At 69.8% G+C, this 21,272-nt stretch carries 19 protein-coding genes and 1 tRNA gene; 11 read left to right on the top strand and 9 right to left on the bottom strand.

Features of this window, described 5'->3' with window-relative positions; all coding sequences use genetic code 11:
• Window positions 1-157 precede the first annotated feature (157 nt).
• Entirely contained in the window at window positions 158-1,864 is a 1,707-nt protein-coding gene (gene paaN, locus ACWCRB_RS12870) for a phenylacetic acid degradation protein PaaN (protein ID WP_450996081.1), read from the top strand.
• 95 nt (window positions 1,865-1,959) lie between these two features.
• On the opposite strand, the gene ACWCRB_RS12875 is transcribed toward paaN, so the two are convergent.
• The 3 genes from ACWCRB_RS12875 to ACWCRB_RS12885 are packed head-to-tail and all read right to left on the bottom strand — an operon-like array spanning window position 1,960 to window position 4,840.
• Entirely contained in the window at window positions 1,960-2,724 is a 765-nt protein-coding gene (locus tag ACWCRB_RS12875) for a TrmH family RNA methyltransferase (RefSeq protein ID WP_450996082.1), read from the bottom strand.
• Window positions 2,721-3,986, bottom strand: coding sequence for an HTTM domain-containing protein (locus tag ACWCRB_RS12880; protein WP_450996083.1), 1,266 nt, complete (start codon window positions 3,984-3,986; stop codon window positions 2,721-2,723). The genes ACWCRB_RS12875 and ACWCRB_RS12880 overlap by 4 nt, the downstream gene beginning before the upstream one ends.
• Window positions 3,983-4,840: a DUF5819 family protein gene (locus tag ACWCRB_RS12885; protein WP_450996084.1), complete on the bottom strand. Its 858-nt coding sequence runs from the start codon at window positions 4,838-4,840 to the stop codon at window positions 3,983-3,985. The genes ACWCRB_RS12880 and ACWCRB_RS12885 overlap by 4 nt, the downstream gene beginning before the upstream one ends.
• Before the next feature lie 324 nt (window positions 4,841-5,164).
• Between ACWCRB_RS12885 and ACWCRB_RS12890 the strand changes: the two genes are divergently transcribed.
• The gene (locus ACWCRB_RS12890) at window positions 5,165-6,298 is read left to right on the top strand and encodes an acyl-CoA dehydrogenase family protein (RefSeq protein ID WP_450996085.1); all 1,134 of its coding nucleotides are present in this window, start codon (window positions 5,165-5,167) and stop codon (window positions 6,296-6,298) included.
• Window positions 6,299-6,339: 41 nt separating this feature from the next.
• Here the strand turns inward: ACWCRB_RS12890 and ACWCRB_RS12895 are convergent, their stop codons facing one another.
• The 4 genes from ACWCRB_RS12895 to ACWCRB_RS12910 form a co-directional block, all read right to left on the bottom strand.
• Complete coding sequence (locus ACWCRB_RS12895) at window positions 6,340-6,669, bottom strand: rhodanese-like domain-containing protein (protein WP_369029269.1); 330 nt, start codon at window positions 6,667-6,669, stop codon at window positions 6,340-6,342.
• A gap of 37 nt (window positions 6,670-6,706) precedes the next feature.
• A complete protein-coding gene (locus ACWCRB_RS12900; protein ID WP_450996086.1) occupies window positions 6,707-7,615 on the bottom strand; it encodes a hypothetical protein in 909 nt (302 codons plus the stop codon).
• Between the two features lie 89 nt (window positions 7,616-7,704).
• Window positions 7,705-9,159 carry a DUF2252 domain-containing protein gene (locus ACWCRB_RS12905; RefSeq protein WP_450996114.1) on the bottom strand — a complete coding sequence of 485 codons (1,455 nt, stop codon included), beginning with the start codon at window positions 9,157-9,159 and terminating at the stop codon, window positions 7,705-7,707.
• 314 nt (window positions 9,160-9,473) lie between these two features.
• A complete protein-coding gene (locus tag ACWCRB_RS12910) occupies window positions 9,474-9,896 on the bottom strand; it encodes a hypothetical protein (RefSeq protein ID WP_450996087.1) in 423 nt (140 codons plus the stop codon).
• Here ACWCRB_RS12910 and ACWCRB_RS12915 point away from each other — a divergent pair.
• A complete protein-coding gene (locus tag ACWCRB_RS12915) occupies window positions 9,859-10,305 on the top strand; it encodes a hypothetical protein (protein ID WP_450996088.1) in 447 nt (148 codons plus the stop codon). The genes ACWCRB_RS12910 and ACWCRB_RS12915 overlap by 38 nt on opposite strands.
• On the top strand, window positions 10,302-10,433 hold the full coding sequence (locus ACWCRB_RS12920; RefSeq protein ID WP_450996089.1) for a TetR/AcrR family transcriptional regulator: 132 nt from the start codon (window positions 10,302-10,304) through the stop codon (window positions 10,431-10,433). Before ACWCRB_RS12915 ends, ACWCRB_RS12920 begins: the two co-directional genes overlap by 4 nt.
• A gap of 95 nt (window positions 10,434-10,528) precedes the next feature.
• Here ACWCRB_RS12920 and ACWCRB_RS12925 read toward each other — a convergent pair.
• Window positions 10,529-10,612: transfer RNA gene (locus ACWCRB_RS12925), tRNA-Leu, on the bottom strand.
• A gap of 439 nt (window positions 10,613-11,051) precedes the next feature.
• Here ACWCRB_RS12925 and ACWCRB_RS12930 point away from each other — a divergent pair.
• From ACWCRB_RS12930 to ACWCRB_RS12960, 7 genes are all read left to right on the top strand, one after another.
• A complete protein-coding gene (locus ACWCRB_RS12930; RefSeq protein WP_369029163.1) occupies window positions 11,052-11,924 on the top strand; it encodes an FhaA domain-containing protein in 873 nt (290 codons plus the stop codon).
• Between the two features lie 10 nt (window positions 11,925-11,934).
• Window positions 11,935-12,459 carry an FHA domain-containing protein FhaB/FipA gene (locus tag ACWCRB_RS12935; RefSeq protein ID WP_164315837.1) on the top strand — a complete coding sequence of 175 codons (525 nt, stop codon included), beginning with the start codon at window positions 11,935-11,937 and terminating at the stop codon, window positions 12,457-12,459.
• 98 nt (window positions 12,460-12,557) lie between these two features.
• Window positions 12,558-14,114, top strand: coding sequence for a Stp1/IreP family PP2C-type Ser/Thr phosphatase (locus tag ACWCRB_RS12940; protein WP_450996115.1), 1,557 nt, complete (start codon window positions 12,558-12,560; stop codon window positions 14,112-14,114).
• A 27-nt stretch (window positions 14,115-14,141) separates the two neighbouring features.
• Window positions 14,142-15,581: an FtsW/RodA/SpoVE family cell cycle protein gene (locus tag ACWCRB_RS12945; protein WP_369029162.1), complete on the top strand. Its 1,440-nt coding sequence runs from the start codon at window positions 14,142-14,144 to the stop codon at window positions 15,579-15,581.
• Complete coding sequence (locus tag ACWCRB_RS12950; RefSeq protein WP_450996090.1) at window positions 15,578-17,050, top strand: peptidoglycan D,D-transpeptidase FtsI family protein; 1,473 nt, start codon at window positions 15,578-15,580, stop codon at window positions 17,048-17,050. The genes ACWCRB_RS12945 and ACWCRB_RS12950 overlap by 4 nt, the downstream gene beginning before the upstream one ends.
• A gap of 171 nt (window positions 17,051-17,221) precedes the next feature.
• Complete coding sequence (pknB, locus tag ACWCRB_RS12955; protein WP_450996091.1) at window positions 17,222-19,210, top strand: Stk1 family PASTA domain-containing Ser/Thr kinase; 1,989 nt, start codon at window positions 17,222-17,224, stop codon at window positions 19,208-19,210.
• A 143-nt stretch (window positions 19,211-19,353) separates the two neighbouring features.
• A complete protein-coding gene (locus ACWCRB_RS12960) occupies window positions 19,354-20,403 on the top strand; it encodes a restriction endonuclease (RefSeq protein WP_450996092.1) in 1,050 nt (349 codons plus the stop codon).
• A gap of 102 nt (window positions 20,404-20,505) precedes the next feature.
• Here the strand turns inward: ACWCRB_RS12960 and ACWCRB_RS12965 are convergent, their stop codons facing one another.
• Window positions 20,506-21,258, bottom strand: coding sequence for a class E sortase (locus ACWCRB_RS12965; RefSeq protein WP_450996093.1), 753 nt, complete (start codon window positions 21,256-21,258; stop codon window positions 20,506-20,508).
• Window positions 21,259-21,272: the final 14 nt, after the last annotated feature.

The following is a 21,272-nucleotide window of genomic DNA, read 5'->3' on the forward strand; positions in this document are numbered from 1 at the left end:
GCACGGGGTTGTCCACAGATGCGGCGGACCCCCTTGTCCCGACCGATCGTTCGGTTACTCTAACTCTGTCGTGCCTTTCCTGCCCAGGTCATGGCCCAGGTCATGTCCGAGGCCATGAGCTCAACGAAGTGCTCTTGAGACGAGGAGTTGTTCCCCGATGGCCGCCGAACTCACCGCGCACCAGCTGATCGCCCAGCACCGGCCCACCCTCGACCAGGCGCTGGAAGCGATCCGCACACGCGCGTACTGGTCCCCGCACCCCGAACACCCCAAGGCGTACGGGGAGGACGGCAGCCTCGACCTGGCCGCCGGCAAGGCCGCCTTCGACGCCGTCCTGAACACCCGCCTCGACCTCGACCAGCCCGGCACGGACGACTGGGTCGGCGGCGAGGAGTCCCCGTACGGCATCGCGCTGGGCGTCACCTACCCGCACGCGGGCGTCGACGTGCTGCTGCCCGCCATGAAGGCCGGCCGGCGCGCCTGGCGTGACGCGGGCGCGGAGGTGCGCGCGATGGTCTGCCTGGAGATCCTCCGGCGGATCAGCGGGCGGACGCACGAGTTCGCGCACGCGGTCATGCACACCAGCGGCCAGGCCTTCATGATGGCGTTCCAGGCGGGCGGCCCGCACGCCCAGGACCGCGGCCTGGAGGCGGTGGCGTACGCGTACGCGGAGCAGGTCCGCACCCCCGGCACCGCCGAGTGGAACAAGCCCCAGGGCAAGCGCGACCCCCTGGCCCTCACCAAGCACTTCACGCCTGTCCCGCGCGGTATCGCCCTCCTCATCGGCTGCAACACCTTCCCGACGTGGAACGGCTACCCGGGCCTGTTCGCGTCCCTGGCCACGGGCAACGCGGTCCTCGTGAAGCCCCACCCGCGCGCGGTGCTGCCGCTCGCGCTGACGGTCCAGGTGGCGCGCGAGGTCCTGGCGGAGACCGGCTTCGACCCGAACCTGGTGGCGCTGGCGGCCGAGCGTCCCGGTGAGGGCATCGCGAAGACCCTGGCGACCCGCCCGGAGATCCGCATCATCGACTACACCGGCTCGACGGCGTTCGGCGACTGGCTGGAGGCCAACGCCGGCCAGGCGCAGGTCTACACGGAGAAGGCCGGCGTCAACACGGTGATCGTGGAGTCGACCGACAACTACAAGGGCATGCTGTCGAACCTCGCGTTCGCGCTCTCCCTGTACAGCGGCCAGATGTGCACGACCCCGCAGAACCTCCTGATCCCGCGCGACGGCATCCGTACGGAGGAGGGCCACAAGTCGTACGACGAGGTGGTCACGGGCCTCGCGGCCGCCGTCGACGGCCTCCTCGGCGACGACGCACGCGCGAACGGTCTGCTGGGCGCGATCGTCAACCCCGACGTAAAGGCCCGCCTGGAGGCGGCGGCCGGGCTCGGCGAGGTCGCCCTGGCCTCACGGGAGATCACGAACCCCGACTTCCCGGACGCCGTGGTCCGCACCCCCGTCATCGTGAAGCTCGACGGCGCGCAGAAATATTGGGATGGGGCGGACTCCGAGGCCGCCTACATGAGCGAGTGCTTCGGCCCGGTCTCCTTCGCCGTCGCGGTCGACTCGGCGGCGGACGCGGTGGAGCTGCTGCGGCGGACGGTCCGTGAGAAGGGCGCGATGACGGTGGGCGCGTACACGACCGACCCGGACTTCGAACAGGCCGTCGAGGAGGCCTGCCTGGAGGAGTGCGCCCAGCTGTCGCTGAACCTGACCGGCGGGGTGTACGTCAACCAGACGGCCGCCTTCTCCGACTTCCACGGCTCGGGCGGCAACCCGGCGGCGAACGCGGCCCTGTGCGACGGGGCGTTCGTGGCTAACCGGTTCCGGGTGGTGGAGGTACGGCGGCAGGCCTGAGCACTCCGGTGGATACGTAGTTCTTTCACCGCGGGCCGGTGGGGGCTGGTCGCGCAGTTCCCCGCGCCCCTTTAGGGGCGCGGTTGCGCACCCGCTCAGAAAGTCGCGCCGCCCGTGACGCTCCAGTGGTACAGCGTCATCGCCACGCTGGTCGCCAGGTTGTAGCTGGAGACCTGGGGGCGCATCGGGAGGGACACCAGGTGGTCGGCACGCGCGCGTAGGTCGGGCGACAGCCCGCTGCGCTCGGAGCCGAAGGCGAGGACGGCGTCGTCCGGGAGCTTCAGGCCCCGGATGTCGTCGCCCTCCGGGTCGAGCGCGAACACCGGCCCGGCCGGCAGCTCGGCCACCGTCAGCCGCTCCACGGCGGTCGCGAAGTGCAGCCCCGCCCCACCGCGTACGACGGTGGGGTGCCAGGGGTCGAGCGTCCCGGTGGTGACGACGCCGGTCGCGCCGAAACCGGCCGCGAGCCGGATCACCGCACCGGCGTTGCCGAGATTGCGCGGGTTGTCGAGAACGACGACGGGCGCGGTACGGGGTGTGCGCGCGAGCGCCTCCAGATGGGCCGCGCGGGAGGGCCGTACGGCCAGGGCGGCCACCGCGGTGGGGTGCGGGCGCGGCACGAAGGACGTGTACGCCGTCTCCGGGACCTCGGTCAGCAGGGCGTCCAGGGAGTCCCGTACGTCCGGGGCCAGTTCGTCGGCGAGAGCGAGCGTCGCGCATCGGTCGGTGGTCACGGCCACCGGAATCCGTGCGCCGAAGCGGACGGCGTGCTTGAGGGCGTGGAAGCCGTCGAGCAGGACGGAGGAGCCCACGAGCCGGCGCCACTCGGCCACCACGGGCCCCGCTGCTGCGTCCGTCATGCCTTGAAGCCTACGTGCGGGGGTTCCGCCGACTCGCCCGCGGCGGGCTCGTCGGGCGCCCCGGAAGCTGGTGGGTCCGGCTCCGCACGCCCGTCGCCCCGCAGGCGGGAGACAAGGCGCACGCGCGCGCGTGCCGCCCGGTCGCCGAGTCGGCGCAGGAAGGAGGTCGGCAGGAACACGGCGTCCGCGGCGATCATCGCGAGCGAGAAGAAGGGCAGCCCGAGGACGACGGCGATCACGGCGTGCTCGGTCATCATGACGGCCAGCAGGACGTTCTTGACCCGCCGGTTGAACAGCGTGAAGGGGAAGGCGACCTGCACGATCACCGTCCCGTACGTCACCAGCATCACCATCGTGCCGCTCGACGACATCAGGTCGGAGAGCGCGGGCCACGGCGAGAAGTAGTCGAGGTGGAGCGGGTAGTAGACGGCGGTGCCGTCCTGCCAGCGCGAGCCCTGGATCTTGTACCAGCCGGCCGTCGCGTAGATCAGACAGGCCTCGGCCATGATCACGAAGAGGGCCGCGTTGTGCACGAGGTTGCCGACGATGTCGAGCAGCATCCGGGGCTCCCCGCCCCGCCCCCTGCGCGACACGGCCCACCACACGCCCTGCGCCAGCCACATGCCCCAGAGGATCACGGGGACCAGCGGGTCGCCGTCGAGCCTGCCGGCGGCGGTACCGGCGACGAGGAGCAGCCCGAGGACGGTCCACAGCGCCGGGCCCACCCGGTCGGGGGCGGGGTCGAAGAGCACGCGCGCGCGTGCCTCGCGGGCGCGCCGGGCGTCCAGGGACCACACCTGACCGCAGCGCGTGAACACCAGGTAGAGGGACATCAGGTGCAGGACGTTGTCGCCGCCGTCGCCCACGAAGATGCTGCGGTTCTGGAGCGAGAGCACACCGACCATGAAGACCACGGACAGGGTGCGGGTCCGCCAGCCGAGCAGCAGCAGAAGACTGGCGAGCACGGCGAGCGCGTAGACCAGCTCGAACCAGATCTGACTGCCGGACCACATCAGGACGGTGAAGGCCCCGTTGTCCGCGGTGAGCTGCTGGGCGAGATCCCAGCTCCAGGGGCCGTCGGGCCCGTACAGCTCCTGCCGGTGCGGGAACTCACGCAGCAGGAACAGCAGCCAGGTCGCCGAGAAGCCGATCCGGACGACGGCGGCCTGGTAGGGCCCCAGGGCGTTCTCGGTGACCCGCCCGATGCCGAGGGAGACGGAACGGGACAGCGAGCGGGCAGCGGCCGGCGCGGGGCGGGTCATGAGGCGTCCGCCCGCGTCGTGTCGGCCGCGCCCGCCGCCCGGGCCGCCTCCTCGTCGTCGGGGACGGGCCACCAGGGCAGTACGCGGTACGTCGGCTTCTCGGGCACCTGCACCTGTTCCTGGCTCCACTCGGGCGGCCGGACGTTGGTACTGCGGGAGCGGACCTGGACGCGGTCGATCGTGCCGCCGGGGCCGGCCGCGTCCTCGCGGTCGAGGCGCAGGACGACGATGCGGCGCAGGTACTGCTCGGCGAGGGCCCCGCGCAGGCCCGAGGGGCGGTTCTGGGCGTCGTGCGAGGCGACGAGGAAGTCCCAGGCCCGGCGCAGCTCGTTCTGCTGGGTGTGACTCGGGACCGGATTGCCGTGGATGGCCTCGCCGTCCAGCGCGGAGAGGTCGTACCAGGCGGTCGTACGGGCCCCGCCGTCCGCGGTGCGGACATCGGCGCGGACCTCGACAGCGATGTTCTGCTGGAGCGGGTTGGGGGCGAACAGTTTCCAGTTCTGCTCGAACTCCGGGTAGATCCAGTCGTCGATCGTCCGCGCGTGCGCCTTGGTGACCGTGTTCGAGGGAGCGACGTGCAGAAAGACCATCCCGAGGTGCGCGCACGCGGCGACGGCGACGACCGCGAGGGCCAGGGCGGCGCCTATCTGGTACGGGAGGGAGAGGGCGGCCAGCGAGGGGCGGGGCGCTTCCTGGGTACCGTCGGGGGCCGGGGAGCCGAGGGGAGGTGCGCTGTCACCGTCCGGCGGGCCGGACCCGGGCGACGGCGGGGGGCCCTCGGGCGGGGAGCCCTCGGCCTCGTCGGGCTCGTCACGCCCGTGCCGGGCGTCCGAGCCTGCCTCGTACGCGTCCATTCCGCCCCGTCTCCCGATTCCCGGTCCCACGCACCCCACGACACGGTGTGCGCACGGGCACGGTACTCAGGCCCACCCTCCATGCGCAGCCCCCTCCGCACACCTGCACGACCTGCACACCGCACCCGCGAGGGCCGCCTCGGGGAGTTATCCACAGCCGTTGACACCCTACGGCCCGCTGCCGGATCATCGATTCGGGCAAACCGAACGATCGGTCGGTGCACTCGCCCCACACCCTCGTCCTCCACCCGTTCCCTTCTTCTAGAACCTGTTCTATCTTGACGCCCCGTCAGATACCCCGCCCCGCCCCGAGAGGACAGCACCATGGACTTCAGGTTCAGCGAGGAGCAGCAGGCGGCGGTCGAGGCGGCCCTGGCGGTGTTCGGCGGAGTCGCACCGGACTCGGTGCCCAGTCCGTCACTCGTCGCGGGCGCCGTCGCGGACGACTTCGACCGGGTGCTGTGGGAGCGGCTCGCCGGTGCGGATCTGCTGAGTCTGCTGCTCGACGAGGAGTTCGGCGGGGCCGGTCTCGACTCCATCGCCCTGTGCCTCGTGCTGCGCGAGTCCGCGAAGGTGCTGGCCAGGGTCCCGCTGCTGGAGAGCTGCGCGGCCACGGCGGCCGTACAGGCGTACGGGGACGAGGAGGTGCGGGGCGAGGTGCTGCGCCGGGCCGGGACCGGCGAACTCGTGCTCACCGTCGCCGCGCACGGCCGTACCGGCCACGACCCCGCCGAACTCGCCGTGACCGCCGGGCGGGACGGTGACCTCTGGGTCCTCGACGGCACGCAGACGGCGGTGCCCTGGGCACACAACGCCGACTTCGTCCTCGTACCCGCGCGCACCGGCGCCGACCGGACCGTCCTCGCCCTGGTCCCCCGGATCCACGAAGGCGTGGTCCTCGGCGAGCAGATATCCACCGCGGGTGAGCGGCTCGGGGAACTGCGCCTGGATTCCGTGCGGTTGCCGGACCGGTACGTCCTCGACGCCGAGGGTGCCTGGCCGTGGCTGCGCGATCTGCTGACCGTAGGGACGTGCGCGCTGGCGCTCGGGCTCGGGACGGCGGTGCTGGGCATGACCAGCGACTACACCGGCAAGCGGGAGCAGTTCGGGTATCCGCTGGCGACGTTCCAGGCCGTCGCCGTGCAGGCCGCCGACCGGTACATCGACCTGCGCGCGATGGAGGTCACGCTGTGGCAGGCGGCGTGGCGGATCAGCACCGGGGCCGGGGGCGCGCTGCCCGTCTCCGGGGACGTCGCCGTCGCCAAGATCTGGGCCTCGGAGGGCGTACGACGGGTCGTGCAGACCGCGCAGCACCTGCACGGCGGTTTCGGCGCCGACACCGACTATCCGCTGCACCGGTTCCACGCCTGGGCCAAGTACCTGGAGCTGTCGCTCGGCCCGGCCGCCGCACACGAGGAGGCCCTGGGCGACCTGCTGGCGGCCCACCAACTGGGCTGAACCTGCGGTGGGCCGTCACGTACCGGGGCGGGGTACGGGACTCAGGCGACGAAGCCCGGCGCGCCCTCGTCGGTCACGACCGGACGGCCCGCCGCCTCCCACACCTGCATACCGCCGCCGACGTTCACCGCGTCGATGCCCTGCTGGACCAGGTAGTTGGTGACCTGGGCCGAGCGGCCACCGGAACGGCAGATCACGTTGACCCGGCCGTCCTGCGGTGCCGCCTCGGTCAACTCGCCGTAGCGGGCGACGAACTCGCTCATCGGGATGTGCAACGCCCCCTCGGCGTGCCCCGCCTGCCACTCGTCGTCCTCGCGGACGTCCAGCAGGAAGTCGCCGTCCTTGAGGTCCGTGACCTCGACCGTGGGCACACCAGCTCCGAAACTCATGTCCCCGACGATACCCAGGTCACTGCTCCAGCAACTCCGCGAGTTCCCTCTCGCGCTGCGCGACCTGCGCCAGGAGCTGCTCGGCGATCTCCTCCAGGAGGCGGTCGGGGTCGTCCGGGGCGAGCTTCAGCATCGCGCCGATCGCGCCCTCCTCCAGCTCACTGGCGACCAGCGTGAGCAGTTCCTTGCGCTGGGAAAGCCATTCGAGGCGGGCGTACAGCTCCTCGCTGTGACTCGGCTGCCACTCGGCGGGCGCCGGACCGGCCGCCCACTCCTCGGCCAGCTCCCGCAGCAGCCCCTCGTCACCCCGCCCGTAGGCGGCGTTGACCCGGGAGATGAACTCGTCGCGCCGCGCCCGTTCCTCCTCGTCCTGCGCGAGGTCGGGGTGGGCCTTGCGGACCAGTTCGCGGTAGAGCTTGCGGGCCTCGTCACTCGGGCGGACCCGCTGCGGAGGCCGCACCGGCTGGTCGGTGAGCATCGCCACGGCCTCCGGGAACAGCCCCTCCGAGTCCATCCAGCCGTGGAACAGCTCCTCGACACCGGGCATCGGCATGACCCGCGCCCGCGCCTCCTGCGCCGCGAGCAGATCCTCGGGATCACCGGTCCGCGCGGCCTTCGCCTCGGCGATGCTGGCGTCCAGTTCGTCGAGGCGGGCGTACATCGGGCCGAGCTTCTGGTGGTGCAGCCGGGAGAAGTTCTCGACCTCGATACGGAAGGTCTCGACGGCGATCTCGTACTCGATGAGCGCCTGCTCGGCGGCCCGCACGGCCCGCTCCAGCCGCGCCTCGGGCCGATCCGCCTCAGCCACGCCCTCGGCCGCGCCCCCGGTCCGATCGGCCGCGCCGGACGGCGCCTGCGCGTCAAGGGGCTCCCGCGGCCCGTCGGCTTCGGGCACGGACGAGGACTGCTCAGCTTCCGGGGTCGTCACCCGCCCAGCGTAGGCCACGGCTCACCCGCGCAGCCAAGGCCACCGAACAGACCCCGCGCTGCCCCGTCCCTCGTCCCCCGTAACAACCGTCACACCCCCATCTCCGCGTCGATCCTCCCCGCCCGCACCGCCTCCACCAGATCCGCGTGGTCGGCCTCCGTGCGGTCGGCGTAGGACATGGCGAACGTCGCCATCGCCTCGTCCAGCTCGTCGCTCTTGCCGCAGTAGCCGGCGATCAGCCGCGGGTCGGCGCTGTGGGCGTGGGCGCGGGCCAGGAGGGCGCCCGTCATCCGGCCGTAGTCGTCGACCTGGTCGGCGGAGAGGGCGGCCGGGTCGACGCTGCCCTTGCGGTTGCGGAACTGCCGTACCTGGAAAGGCAGTCCGTCGACGGTGGTCCAGCCGAGGAGGATGTCGCTGACGACCTGCATGCGCTTCTGCCCGAGCACCACCCGGCGCCCCTCGTGCATCGCGCCCGTGGCCTCCACCGGGTCGAAGCCGGCGGTCGCCAGATGCGGAACCAGCGCCGAGGGACGGGCCTCCTTCACCTGGAGCACGAGAGACTCACCGCGGTGGTCCAGCAGCAGCACGACGTACGACCGCGCCCCCACGCTCCCCGTGCCCACGATCCGGAACGCCACGTCGTGCACCGAGTGCCGGGCCAGCAGCGGAAGCCGGTCCTCGGACAGAGTGCCCACGTACTCCTCCAGGGACGCCGCCACCACCGTGGCCTCCGGGTCCGGCACCTCACGCAGCACCGGCGGGGCGGCCACGAAACGCCGCCCGCCGTCCTCGGTGACCTCCGTCGACCTGGCCGCGAAGCGCCCGCTGGTGTTGCCCCGCGCCTTCTCGGAGACCCGCTCCAGCGTGCCGATCAGGTCGTGGGCGTCCGTGTAGGAGACGAGTTCCTCGTCCGCGATGGCGTTCCACGCGTCCAGCACCGACAGCTTCGCGAGGAGCCGCATCGTGCGGCGGTACGCGCCGACCGCGCCGTGCGCCGCCCCCCGGCAGGTGGCCTCGTCCGCGCCCGCCTCCCGGCCCGCGAGCACGAGCGAGGCGGCGAGCCGCTTGAGGTCCCACTCCCAGGGGCCCAGGACCGTCTCGTCGAAGTCGTTGAGGTCCATGACCAGACCGCCGCGCGCGTCCCCGTACAGCCCGAAGTTGCCCGCGTGGGCGTCGCCGCAGATCTGGGCCCGGATCCTGGTCATCGGCGTACGGGCCAGGTCGTACGCCATCAGGCCCGCCGAACCGCGCAGGAACGCGAACGGGGTGGCCGCCATCCTGCCCACCCTTATCGGGGTCAGCTCGGGGATACGGCCGAGGTTGGACTCCTTGACCGCCGCCTCCGCGTCCGGACGCGAACCGTCCGTGCCGGAGTCGAAGGAGGCGTGCGCGGCCCGGGGGACCTGTCGCCGCAGTGCCTTCCCCTCCTCCTTGGGGGAGGAGCCCGCCGCCTGCCACTGGGCGAAGCCATGCACCCGGGGAAGCTCCCGTGCCCGGCTCGGCGCCGCTCCGGTACCCGCAGACTCCGTACCGACCTCGGTCATCGCGACCGCCTCCCCCGCTTCGTTCACCACTGTCAACATCAACTCGCGACGACCGTACCGCCACCGGACAAATCCCGTCAGAGCCTGTGGATAACTCTTCGGCCCCGGACCGGCTCGCGGGACGTACCCCGGTGTCGCGGGTCAGGTGGCCGGCAGACAGCCGTCGGTGTACAGGTCATGGGCATTGATGCCGGTGTTGCGGAGCAGGAAGTCGGTGGCGTCGGCGATCTCGGCCGTCGTCACCAGTCGTCCGATCGGTGTCCGGTCCGAGTGCGGCGGGTCGGGAACGTCACGCCATTCGGGGCTGTCGCCGATCAGACCCGGATAGGGCGTTCCTTGGCGAGCCCACCGAAAAGAACGACGGAGGCGCCCGGGTTCAACCGGTCACGCAGCACACGGACCGTCTCGGCGTAGCCGACGACCTTCATGGTCACGGCCGTCACGGCGTCGGTGATGTTGAACCGCGCGAGTGTGTTCGCGGCCTGTCCGACCGCCGTGATGACCAGGTTGTCGACCTCGGTCACGTCGGCCAACGAGGCTCTGATCGTCTCGGGTCGGGCCTGGTCGAGGGCCAGTCCCCGGGTGCCGTCGCCGACCCGGGCGGCGATGGTCTCGGCCCGTGCCTTGTCCCTGCTGGTGAGGTTCGCCGCGGCCACCGCGAGCTCGGCGGGAGTGCCCGCCTGTTCGAAGAAACCGAGGTTGAGGTGGGCGCCCTCGGGCGGCGCCGAGGCGATCACCGCGCGGGAGAACCCTGTCCATGCCTCGTCCGGCAATGTGCGCCGCCAGCGCGGGGAACAGCACCGGTTCCTCGTGATCGAGTTGCCGGTGGACCAGGTCGCGCGCACCGGCTGCCGCGGCGGCCAACGCCGTCCGGTCCGCGCCGTCCCGCCCGGGAGCGGCGGCGAGCACGTCCAGTGCGGCGTCCAGCGCATCGTGTTCCGCGCCGAGTTCGCTCAGCCCGCCGCCAACGACCCGCTCGTCGCCCTCGTGCGCAGCGCCGCGTCCGACGAGCACGCGGCGGCCCACCTCCTGGTCGCCATGCAGGAGAACAGCGCCGCCGCCTACCGGTCCGGGCTCTCCCCGATGCCCCGGCAGCACCCGGCGACGACCTGGACACCCGCGTGGCACTCGTGGGGTCACACATGATCGGAGTGGCCTTCAGCCGCTACATCGCCCGAACCGAGCCACTCGCCTCGATGCCACCCGGGCAACTCACCGCACACCTCACCCGGATCCTGCGGCACATCCTCTTCGAGGACACCGCACCTCAGTGAGAGAGCTCACACGGACAGGAAAATCACACAGCGAACCGTCACGGCAGCAAAACGAAACGGCCCTCATCGTGATCACGATGAGGGCCGTTCACTTGTGCGCGAGGGGGGAGTTGAACCCCCACGCCCTTTCGGGCACTGGAACCTGAATCCAGCGCGTCTGCCTATTCCGCCACCCGCGCATTGGGTGTGTCCTCGGCCCCTGCTCCTGGCGGTGCTGGGGCCTTCCGACATCGAGAAGATTAGCACGCTGGAGGTGGTGGGTTCACATCCCTTTCCCTCCGCCCCTGGTCACCCCGACCGAGCCGGACCGGCTGCGACTACGTATCAACACGTGCCGGTTCACGTATCAACCTCGTACCGGTCCAGCCCATCTCCTCAGGAGGCGGGCAAGCTGCACAGTCAGGTGCGGGACACTGGTTTGGCGCCGCCTCTACGATCTGAGTACGCCCGAGGAGTTCGAAGGGGAGCTTCTCAGGGAACTTCGTCAGGCGTCGACACCCGTCGACCGGGCTGACAGGGGGAACCAGCCGATTTCCCGGCGCGTGGATACGATCAGTAAGCAGTACCAAGTACGGCACGCACGGCTCAGACAGAGCAGCAACCAGGAGGAGGTGCCCCATGGGAGTCCTGAAGAAGTTCGAGCAGCGTCTCGAAGGTCTGGTCAACGGCACCTTCGCCAAAGTGTTCAAGTCCGAGGTCCAGCCCGTGGAGATCGCGGGTGCGCTGCAGCGCGAGTGCGACAACAACGCGACCATCTGGAACCGCGACCGGACCGTCGTACCCAACGACTTCATCGTGGAACTGAGCACACCGGACTACGACCGCCTCAGCCCGTACTCCGGGCAGCTCGGCGACGAACTCGCCGGGATGGTGCGGGACTACGCCAAGCAGCAGCGCTACACCTTCATGGGCGACATCAAGGTGCACCTGGAGAAGGCCGACGACCTGGACACCGGTCTGTACCGGGTCCGCAGCCGTACGCTCGCCTCCTCCACCAACCAGCAGGCACCCGGCCGCCCGGGCCCCGGCACCGCCGCTCCCGCGGCACCGCCGATGGGCAGGCCCGGCGCGGGCGCAGGCGCAGGTGGTTACGGCTATCCGCCGGCCGCCGCACCGCCCCCGATGCCCGCCGCACCGCCGCCCGGCGGACGTCCCGGAGCCGCCCCGGCGGGTCCGCCCATGGGACAGCGGCCGACAGCGGGAGCGGGCCGCACGCGCGCGTGGGTCGAGATCAACGGCGCACGCCACCAGATCACCCGCGCGACGCTGGTGCTGGGCCGCAGTACCGAGGCCGACGTCCGGATCGACGACCCCGGCGTCTCGCGCCGGCACTGTGAGATCCGTCCCGGAACGCCCCCGACGATCCAGGATCTCGGGTCCACCAACGGCATCGTGGTGGACGGAACGCACACCACCCGCGCTACGCTCCGCGACGGCTCGCGGATCGTCGTGGGCAGCACCACCATCATTTACCGGCAAGCCGAAGGGTGAAGCGGGGGCAATGTCAGAGCTGACCCTCACGGTCATGCGGCTGGGTTTCCTGGCCGTACTGTGGCTGTTCGTGATCGTGGCCGTGCAGGTCATCCGCAGCGACCTGTTCGGTACGCGTGTCACCCAGCGCGGGTCGAGGCGTGACAGCGGCCGCCAGCAGCAGGCGGCCGCCCGACAGGCCGCCGCGCCCCCGCAGCAACGCCAGCAGCAGCCGTCCGGCGGCGGCAGGCAGCGCCGGGGCGCACCCAGCAAACTGGTCGTCTCCGAGGGCACCCTGACGGGCACCACCGTCGCGCTCCAGGGGCAGACAGTCACGCTCGGCCGGGCCCACGACTCCACCATCGTGCTGGACGACGACTACGCCTCCAGCAGGCATGCCAGGATCTACCCGGACCGGGACGGCCAGTGGATCGTCGAGGACCTCGGGTCCACGAACGGCACCTATCTCGACCGGACCCGACTGACTACTCCCACACCGATTCCGCTGGGCGCGCCGATCCGCATCGGCAAGACCGTCATCGAGCTGCGGAAGTAGTGCTACATCATGAATAGGCGCGAGCGGAGCGAGCACGCGGCGGCGGTCCACGCGACGGACCGCGGCGCGCTCCCGACCGGAGGGTGGGCACCGTGCGGATGTACCCGGAGCCGACGGGCGAGGTGCGCATGAGTCTGTCACTGCGCTTCGCCGCCGGATCGCACAAAGGCATGATCCGCGAGGGCAACGAGGACTCCGGCTACGCCGGTCCCCGCCTCCTCGCGATCGCCGACGGCATGGGCGGACAGGCGGCCGGTGAGGTCGCCTCCTCCGAGGTGATCTCCACGATCGTCGCCCTCGACGACGACGTCCCCGGCTCCGACATCCTCACCTCGCTCGGCACCGCCGTGCAGCGGGCCAACGACCAGCTCCGCATGATGGTCGAGGAGGACCCCCAGCTCGAAGGCATGGGCACCACGCTCACCGCCCTCCTGTGGACGGGCCAGCGCCTCGGCCTCGTACACGTCGGCGACTCGCGTGCCTACCTCCTCCGCGACGGCGTCCTCACCCAGATCACGCAGGACCACACCTGGGTGCAGCGCCTCGTCGACGAGGGCCGCATCACCGAGGAAGAGGCCACCACCCACCCGCAGCGCTCCCTGCTGATGCGCGCGCTGGGCAGCGGCGACCACGTCGAGCCCGACCTCTCCATCCGCGAAGTCCGCGCCGGCGACCGGTACTTGATCTGCTCCGACGGCCTGAGCGGCGTCGTGTCCCACCAGACCATGGAAGACACCCTCGCCAGCTACCAGGGCCCCCAGGAGACCGTGCAGCAGCTCATCGAGCTGGCCCTGCGCGGCGGCGGCCCCGACAACATCACCGTGATCGTCGCCGACGTCCTGGACCTCGACACCGGGGACACCCTCGCCGGGCAGCTGTCCGACGTACCCGTGGTGGTCGGCGCGGTCGCCGAGAACCAGCACAACCTGCACGACGGCGGCGCCATGCAGACGCCCGCCGGACGCGCCTCCGGGCTCGGCCGGCAGCGCCCCGCGCACGGCGGGGGCGGCGAGTTCGGCCCGCCCGGCTCCGGCGACACCACCGGCTACATCCAGACCGGCGGCTTCGGCGGCTACACCGACGAGGACTTCGTCAAGCCCAGCGCCGGCCGCAGGTGGTTCAAGAGAACCCTGTACGTCACGCTCGCCCTCGCCGTCATCGGCGGGGGCCTGTACGGCGGCTACCGCTGGACCCAGACCCAGTACTACGTCGGCGCCAACGACGAGCACGTCGCGCTGTACCGGGGCATCAGCCAGGACCTGGCCTGGGTCTCGCTCTCGAAGGTCGAGAAGGACCACCCCGAGATCGAACTCAAGTACCTGCCGTCGTACCAGCAGAAGCAGGTCAAGGCCACGATCACCGAGGGCGGCCTCAAGGACGCCCAGTCGAAGATCTCCGAACTGGCCACCCAGGCCTCCGCGTGCAAGAAGCAGGAAGCCCGGCGCGCGGCCGGCAACGCGAACAACGCCGAGACCGGCGAAGGCGAGGCCGGCGGCACCACGGGAACCACCCGTACCGCCGCCGCGTCCAAGGCAACGCCGAGCCCGACGCCGTCCGGATCGGCGTCCCCGTCCACAACCGCACCCACTCCCACACCCGGCCCCAGCCTCTCCGAGGAAGAGCAGAAGCTGGTCTCGCAGTGCGGTAAGCAGTAGGCAAGCCGTGAGGGGCCACTTCATACGATGAGCAGTACAACCAACAGTCCGACACACCACACGTCCACGATCGGCGCGATCGGCACACCCAGCCGACGCAACACCGAACTGGCACTGCTGGTGTTCGCCGTGGTCATCCCGGTGTTCGCCTACGTCAACGTGGGTCTGGCCATCGACGACAAGGTCCCGGCCGGCCTGCTCAGCTACGGCCTCGGCCTCGGCCTGATCGCCGGCGTCGGCCACCTCGTCGTACGCAAGTTCGCCCCGTACGCGGACCCCCTGCTGCTGCCCCTCGCCACGCTGCTCAACGGCGTCGGCCTGGTCGTCATCTGGCGCCTGGACCAGTCGAAGCGGCTCCAGCTGCGGGACACATTCGTCGAGGCGGCACCCCGCCAGCTGCTGTACTCCGCGCTGGGCGTCGCCCTGTTCGTGGCCGTACTGGTCTTCCTCAAGGACCACCGCATCCTGCAGCGCTACACCTACATCTCCATGGCCGGCGCGATCGTCCTGCTGATCCTGCCCCTCGTACCGGGCCTCGGCGTCAACATCTTCGGCGCCCGCATCTGGATCAAGATCCCCGGCCTCGGCACCGTCCAGCCCGGCGAGTTCGCCAAGATCGCCCTCGCGATCTTCTTCGCCGGCTACCTGATGGTGAAGCGCGACGCCCTCGCCCTCGCCAGCCGCCGCTTCCTGGGCCTGTACCTGCCCCGCGGCCGCGACCTCGGACCGATCATCGTCGTCTGGATCATCTCGATCCTGATCCTCGTCTTCGAGACCGACCTCGGTACGTCGCTGCTGTTCTTCGGAATGTTCATCATCATGCTGTACGTCGCCACCGAGCGGACCAGCTGGATCGTCTTCGGTCTGCTGATGTCGGCGGCCGGCGCGGTCGGCGTCGCCAGCTTCGAGACGCACGTCCAGCAGCGCGTCGAGGCCTGGCTCGACCCGATGAACGAATACCTGCTCAGCCAGAAGGGCGTCGCCGGCCACACCGAGCAGTCCATGCAGGCCCTCTGGGCCTTCGGCTCCGGCGGCACCCTCGGCACCGGCCTCGGCCAGGGCAACTCCGACCTCATCGGCTTCGCCGCCAACTCCGACTTCATCCTCGCCACCTTCGGCGAGGAACTCGGCCTGGCCGGCGTCATGGCGATCCTGCTCATCTACGGCCTGATCGTGGAACGCGGCGTCCGCACCGCCCTCGCCGCCCGCGACCCCTTCGGCAAGCTCCTCGCCATCGGCCTCTCCGGCGCCTTCGCCCTCCAGGTCTTCGTCGTCGCCGGCGGTGTCATGGGCCTGATCCCGCTCACCGGTATGACAATGCCGTTCCTGGCGTACGGCGGTTCCTCCGTCATCGCCAACTGGGCCCTCATCGGCATCCTGCTCAGAATCAGCGACACCGCCCGCCGGCCGGCGCCCGCCCCGGCCCCCAGTCCCGACGCCGAGATGACCCAGGTGGTCCGACCGTGAACAAGCCCCTGCGCCGGATCGCGATCTTCTGCGGGCTCCTCGTGCTCGCCCTGCTCGTCCGCGACAACTGGCTCCAGTACGTCCGGGCCGACGACCTCAAGGACGACACCCTCAACCGCCGCGTCGCCATCGAGCGGTACGCCACGCCCCGCGGCGACATCATCGTCGACGGCAAGTCGATCACCGGCTCCACCACGTCCAACAGCAGCGACTTCGAGTACAAGCGCACCTACAAGGACGGCGCCATGTGGGCGCCCGTCACCGGGTACGCCTCGCAGGCGTTCGGCGCGACGCAGCTGGAGTCCATCGACGACGGCATCCTCACCGGCAACGACGACCGGCTCTTCTTCCGCAACACCCTCGACATGATCACGGGCAAGAAGAAGCAGGGCGGCAACGTCGTCACCACCCTCAACGCCGCCGCCCAGAAGGCCGCGTACGACGGCCTCAAGGGCCGCGGCAAGGGCGCGGTGGCCGCCATCGACCCGTCCACCGGCGCGATCCTCGCCCTGGCCTCCTTCCCCTCGTACGACCCCTCGGTGTTCGCCGGGAACTCGACGAAGGACGCGGAGGCCTGGCAGAAGCTCCAGAAGGACAAGGACCCGAACGAGCCCCTGCTCAACCGGGCCCTGCGCGACATCTACCCGCCCGGCTCCACCTTCAAGGTCGTGACGGCGGCGGCGGCCCTCGAGAACGGCCTCTACACGGACGCCGACGAAAAGACCGACTCGCCGCTCCCCTACACCCTGCCGACAACCACGACCGAGCTGAAGAACGAGGGGAACATCCCCTGCAAGAACGCGACCATGCGCGTCGCCCTGCAGTACTCCTGCAACACCGTCTTCGGCAAGATCGGCGCCGACCTCGGCAAGGACAAGATGCTCGAAGAGGCCAAGAAGTTCGGCTTCAACGAACAGCAGTTCGTTCCGGTCCGCTCCAGCGCCTCCAACTTCCCCGAGAAGATGGACGAGCCGCAGACCGCGCTCAGCTCGATCGGCCAGTTCGAGACCGCGACGACCCCGCTGCAGATGGCCATGGTCGCCTCCGCGATCGCCAACGACGGCAAGCTGATGAAGCCGTACATGGTCGACAAGCTCCAGGCCCCCAACCTCGACGTGCTCGAACAGACCGAGCCCGAGGAGATGAGCCAGCCGCTGTCCTCCAAGAACGCCCAGATCCTCCAGTCGATGATGGAGACGGTCGTCAAGGACGGCACCGGCAAGAACGCCCAGATCTCCGGCGTCACCGTCGGCGGCAAGACCGGCACCGCCCAGCACGGCGTCGACAACAGCGAGAAGCCGTACGCCTGGTTCATCTCGTACGCCAAGCTCGCCGACGGCAGCTCACCGGTGGCCGTCGCGGTCGTCGTCGAGGACGAGGGCGCCGTCCGCGACAACATCTCGGGCGGCGGTCTGGCCGCGCCCATCGCCAAGAGCGTGATGGAGGCGGTCATCGCGAGCAAGCAGTGAGCCCCGTCACGTCCCCTTCACATCGGTGCACGTTGCGATACCGGTCCGGTATCGGCTGACGGGCTTGGCCAGGTCACACAAATGAACCCGGGTACCGTATCCCCGGACGGCACACCGCCGGACCACACAGCAGGTGCGGTCGGGACCGACGGAGAGGGCTGGTAGGAAGCTATGGAAGAGCCGCGTCGCCTCGGCGGCCGGTACGAGCTGGGCCAGGTGCTCGGCCGTGGTGGCATGGCGGAGGTATACCTCGCACATGACACCCGCCTGGGCCGCACCGTGGCAGTGAAGACGTTGCGCGCCGACCTCGCGCGCGACCCTTCCTTCCAGGCCCGGTTCCGCCGGGAGGCCCAGTCGGCCGCCTCGCTCAACCATCCCGCGATCGTCGCCGTGTACGACACCGGCGAGGACTACATCGACGGGACGTCCATCCCGTACATCGTCATGGAGTACGTGGACGGCTCGACCCTCCGCGAACTCCTCCACTCGGGCCGCAAGCTGCTGCCCGAGCGGACACTGGAGATGACGATCGGGATTCTCCAGGCATTGGAGTACTCCCACAGAAGCGGCATCGTCCACCGAGACATCAAGCCGGCGAACGTGATGCTCACGCGCAACGGCCAGGTCAAGGTCATGGACTTCGGCATCGCCCGCGCGATGGGCGACTCCGGCATGACGATGACGCAGACATCGGCGGTCATAGGAACGGCCCAGTACCTCTCGCCGGAACAGGCGAAGGGCGAACAGGTCGACGCGCGAAGCGACCTGTACTCGACCGGCTGCCTGCTGTACGAGCTGTTGACGGTACGTCCGCCCTTCATCGGGGACTCCCCGGTCGCGGTGGCCTACCAGCACGTACGGGAGGAACCGCAGCCCCCGTCGGTGTTCGACCCCGAGATCACGCCCGAGATGGACGCCATCGTCCTCAAGGCCCTGGTCAAGGACCCGGACTACCGCTACCAGTCCGCCGACGAGATGCGCGCCGACATCGAGGCCTGCCTCGACGGCCAGCCGGTCGCCGCGGCGGCCATGAGCGCGGTCGGCTACGGCGGCTACGGCTACCCCGACGACCAGGCCACCACCGCCCTGCGCTCCGACGCCGGCGCGACCACCATGCTCCCCCCGATGAACCCGGACGACGGCGGCTACGGCTACGACGACCGCGGTCCCCGACGGCGCCAGCAGCCGAAGAAGTCGAACACCTCGACGATCCTGCTGGTCGTGGCGGGACTGCTGGTGCTGGTGGGCGCGGTCCTGATCGGCAGGTGGATCTTCGACGGCCAGAACGTCAGCGACGCCACCATCACGAACCCCAACTTCGTCAGCCAGACCAAGGACGACGCGGAGAAGGCGGCGTTGAACGTCGACCTGAAACTGACGTTCACGAACAAGGCCTGCGAGGCGGAGCCCAAGGGCAACATCTGCGAACAGAACCCGGCGGCCGGGGTCGACGTGAAGAAGGGCGACACCATCGCGCTGGTGGTGTCGACCGGGGCGCCGAAGATCGCGGTGCCGAACGTCATCGACAAGGACGTCGACACGGCCACGTCCCAGCTTCAGGACAAGGGTTTCGACGTCAAGACCAAGGAGACCGAGTCCTCCCAGGGCCCGGGCACCGTCCTCAGCCAGAACCCGGACCCCGGTACCGAGCTGGAAAAGGGCTCCACGGTCACGCTCGAAGTCGCCAAGGAAGAAGAGAAGTCGACCGTCCCGGACGTCACCGGCCAGGACTGTGACGCCGCCAAGCAGCAGATGGATGCCAACGGCCTCGTCGGCGAGTGCACCGAGGTCGAGACCCAGGACGCCAACCAGGTAGGCAAGGTCATCGCGACCTCGCCCCAGGCCAACACCCAGGCCGACCCGGGCTCCACGGTGACCATCCAGATCGGCAAGGCGGTCGACAAGACCGAGGTCCCGAACGTCGTCGGACAGACGGTCGGACAGGCCAAGCAGACCCTGCAGGCGGCCGGCTTCACCAACATCCAGTTCACCAACGACAGCGACCAGAGCGACACCGCGATCGTCACCGGCCAGGACCCGCAGGGCGGCAACGAGGTCGACGACCCGGGCAACACCCAGGTCACGCTCCAGAGCGTCGGCTTCGGCAACAACAACGGCGGAAACAACGGCGACAACGACAACGGCGGCATCTTCGGCTGACGTCTCTTGTCACGCAGCTGAGCCCCGGCACCTGAGAAGGCGCCGGGGCTCACTCATACCCATGTGCGAAATCCGACCAGAACTTCGTATGCCTGGACTCGTTGGACGGGTGAGGAAAACCCGACGAGTCGAGGAGACAGAACGTGATCAACGAAACGGCACTGTTGGAGTCGAAGTCGCTCCGCGACAGCGCGCTGGAACGTACGGATGTGCTCGACAGGGTGAAAGCACTGTCGCTGCTGCCGGACGGGATGCATGTGACCACGGCGATGGTGGCGACGTACTTCGAGGTCGCCGAGACGGTCGTCAACAACCTGCTCACTCGCCACCGGCAAGAACTCGTATCCAACGGCCTGCACATCCTCAAGGGCGCTGACCTGCGTGAATATCAGGAACTCAACTTGAGTTCCTCTTCCGGCAGTTATCCACAGCGGCGCTCCAGCCTCGCTCTCTGGTCGCGCCGAGCCGTCCTCAACGTCGCCATGCTCCTCCGCGACAGCGAAGTCGCACGTCAGGTGCGTGTGTACCTCCTGGACATGGAGTACCTGGCACGCACCCAGCCTGTGGACAACCCTGTCCAGCAGGACGTCGCCTCCCTCGACGACCACATCGACCAACGCATCACCCACATCCTCGGCAAGACCGTCGTCCCCATGTTCAACGCCCTGATCGAAACGTCGGGCGAGCACCGCAGGGAGCTGATCGCCCTGCGGGCCGGCGTCCAGCGAGTCGAGCAACGGCTCCGGCAGCACCACGCCCGGCTGCAGAGGCTCGAAAGCCCGCACGAGGGCCGTCCCCTCCCCGGAGTCATGGCCTCCATGGACGCCATGAACGGCCGCACGTTCGAGCACCACGTGGCCAAACTGCTGCGCCGCGACGGCTGTACGAACGTCGTCGTGCAAGGCGGTCACGGAGACCGGGGCGTCGACATCATCGCGCTCACGGCCGACGGACGACGCCTCGTCGTCCAGTGCAAGAGGTTCGCGCCCTACCTCAACATCACCAGCCCCGACGTCCAGAAATTCGTCGGCTCGGCGAAGGTGCTGTACGCCGCGGAAGTGGCCCTCTACGTGGCGACCTGCCCCTTCACCTCTGAGGCCCTGAGCGTTGCCGCCGTCGGCGGCATCACCGCCGTACACCGTGGGCTGCCGGAGGAGTGGAGCGCCGGAGCACCGCTGAAGATCCTGGAGTGACCACGGCGTAGCTCGGAAAAGGCCCGAAGCCGCAAGAGCAAGTTGCGGCTTCGGGCCTCGGCCATGCTAGACAACTGAGCGCCTTGCAGGCGCTCAGTCACCTCACCGCAACTCCTTCGGCACCGTCCGCTCCGAGTCCACCTTCTCCACCCGCACCAGCTCCCCCCACACGATGTACCGGTACTCCGACGTGAACACCGGGGTACAGGTCGTCAGGGTGATGTAGCGCCCCGCCTTCCGCTTCCCCGACTCCTTGGGGATCGGGGACAGGACCTGGACGTTGTACTTCGAGGTCTCCGGGAGGGTGTCGTAGACCTTGTAGACGTACCACTCGTTCTTCGTCTCGAAGACGATCGGGTCGCCCTTCTTCAGCTTGTCGATGTTGTGGAACTTGGCGCCGTGGCCGTCCCGGTGGGCCGCCAGCGTGAAGTTGCCCGACTTCGCCTGGGGGAGCGCCGACTTGATGGGGTCCGTGTAGTAGCCGGCGACGCCGTCGTTCAGGACCTTCGACGACGTGCCCTTCTTGACCAGGACCTCGCCGTTCCTCATCGCCGGGACGTGCAGGAAGCCGATGCCGTCCTTGGTGTCCAGGGCGCCGGGACCCGTGTCCGCGTCGGCCCAGTGGTCGCGTACCTCGTCGCCCTGCTTGTTCGCTTCGCGGTCCGCGACGACGTTCGTCCACCAGAGCGAGTACGCCACGAACAGGCCCAGCACCAGGCCCGCCGTGATGAGGAGTTCACCGAAAACGCTCACCGCGGTGGCCAGTTTGCCGGTCGTGCCCCTGGGACGGGCGGCCTGCGAAGGGGAAACGGACGCGTCCGCGGTCTGCTCGTCGTGGTCCGTCGTCGCTGCCACTCTTCATCGCCCTC

The sequence above is a fragment of the Streptomyces sp. NPDC002156 genome (assembly GCF_053593675.1).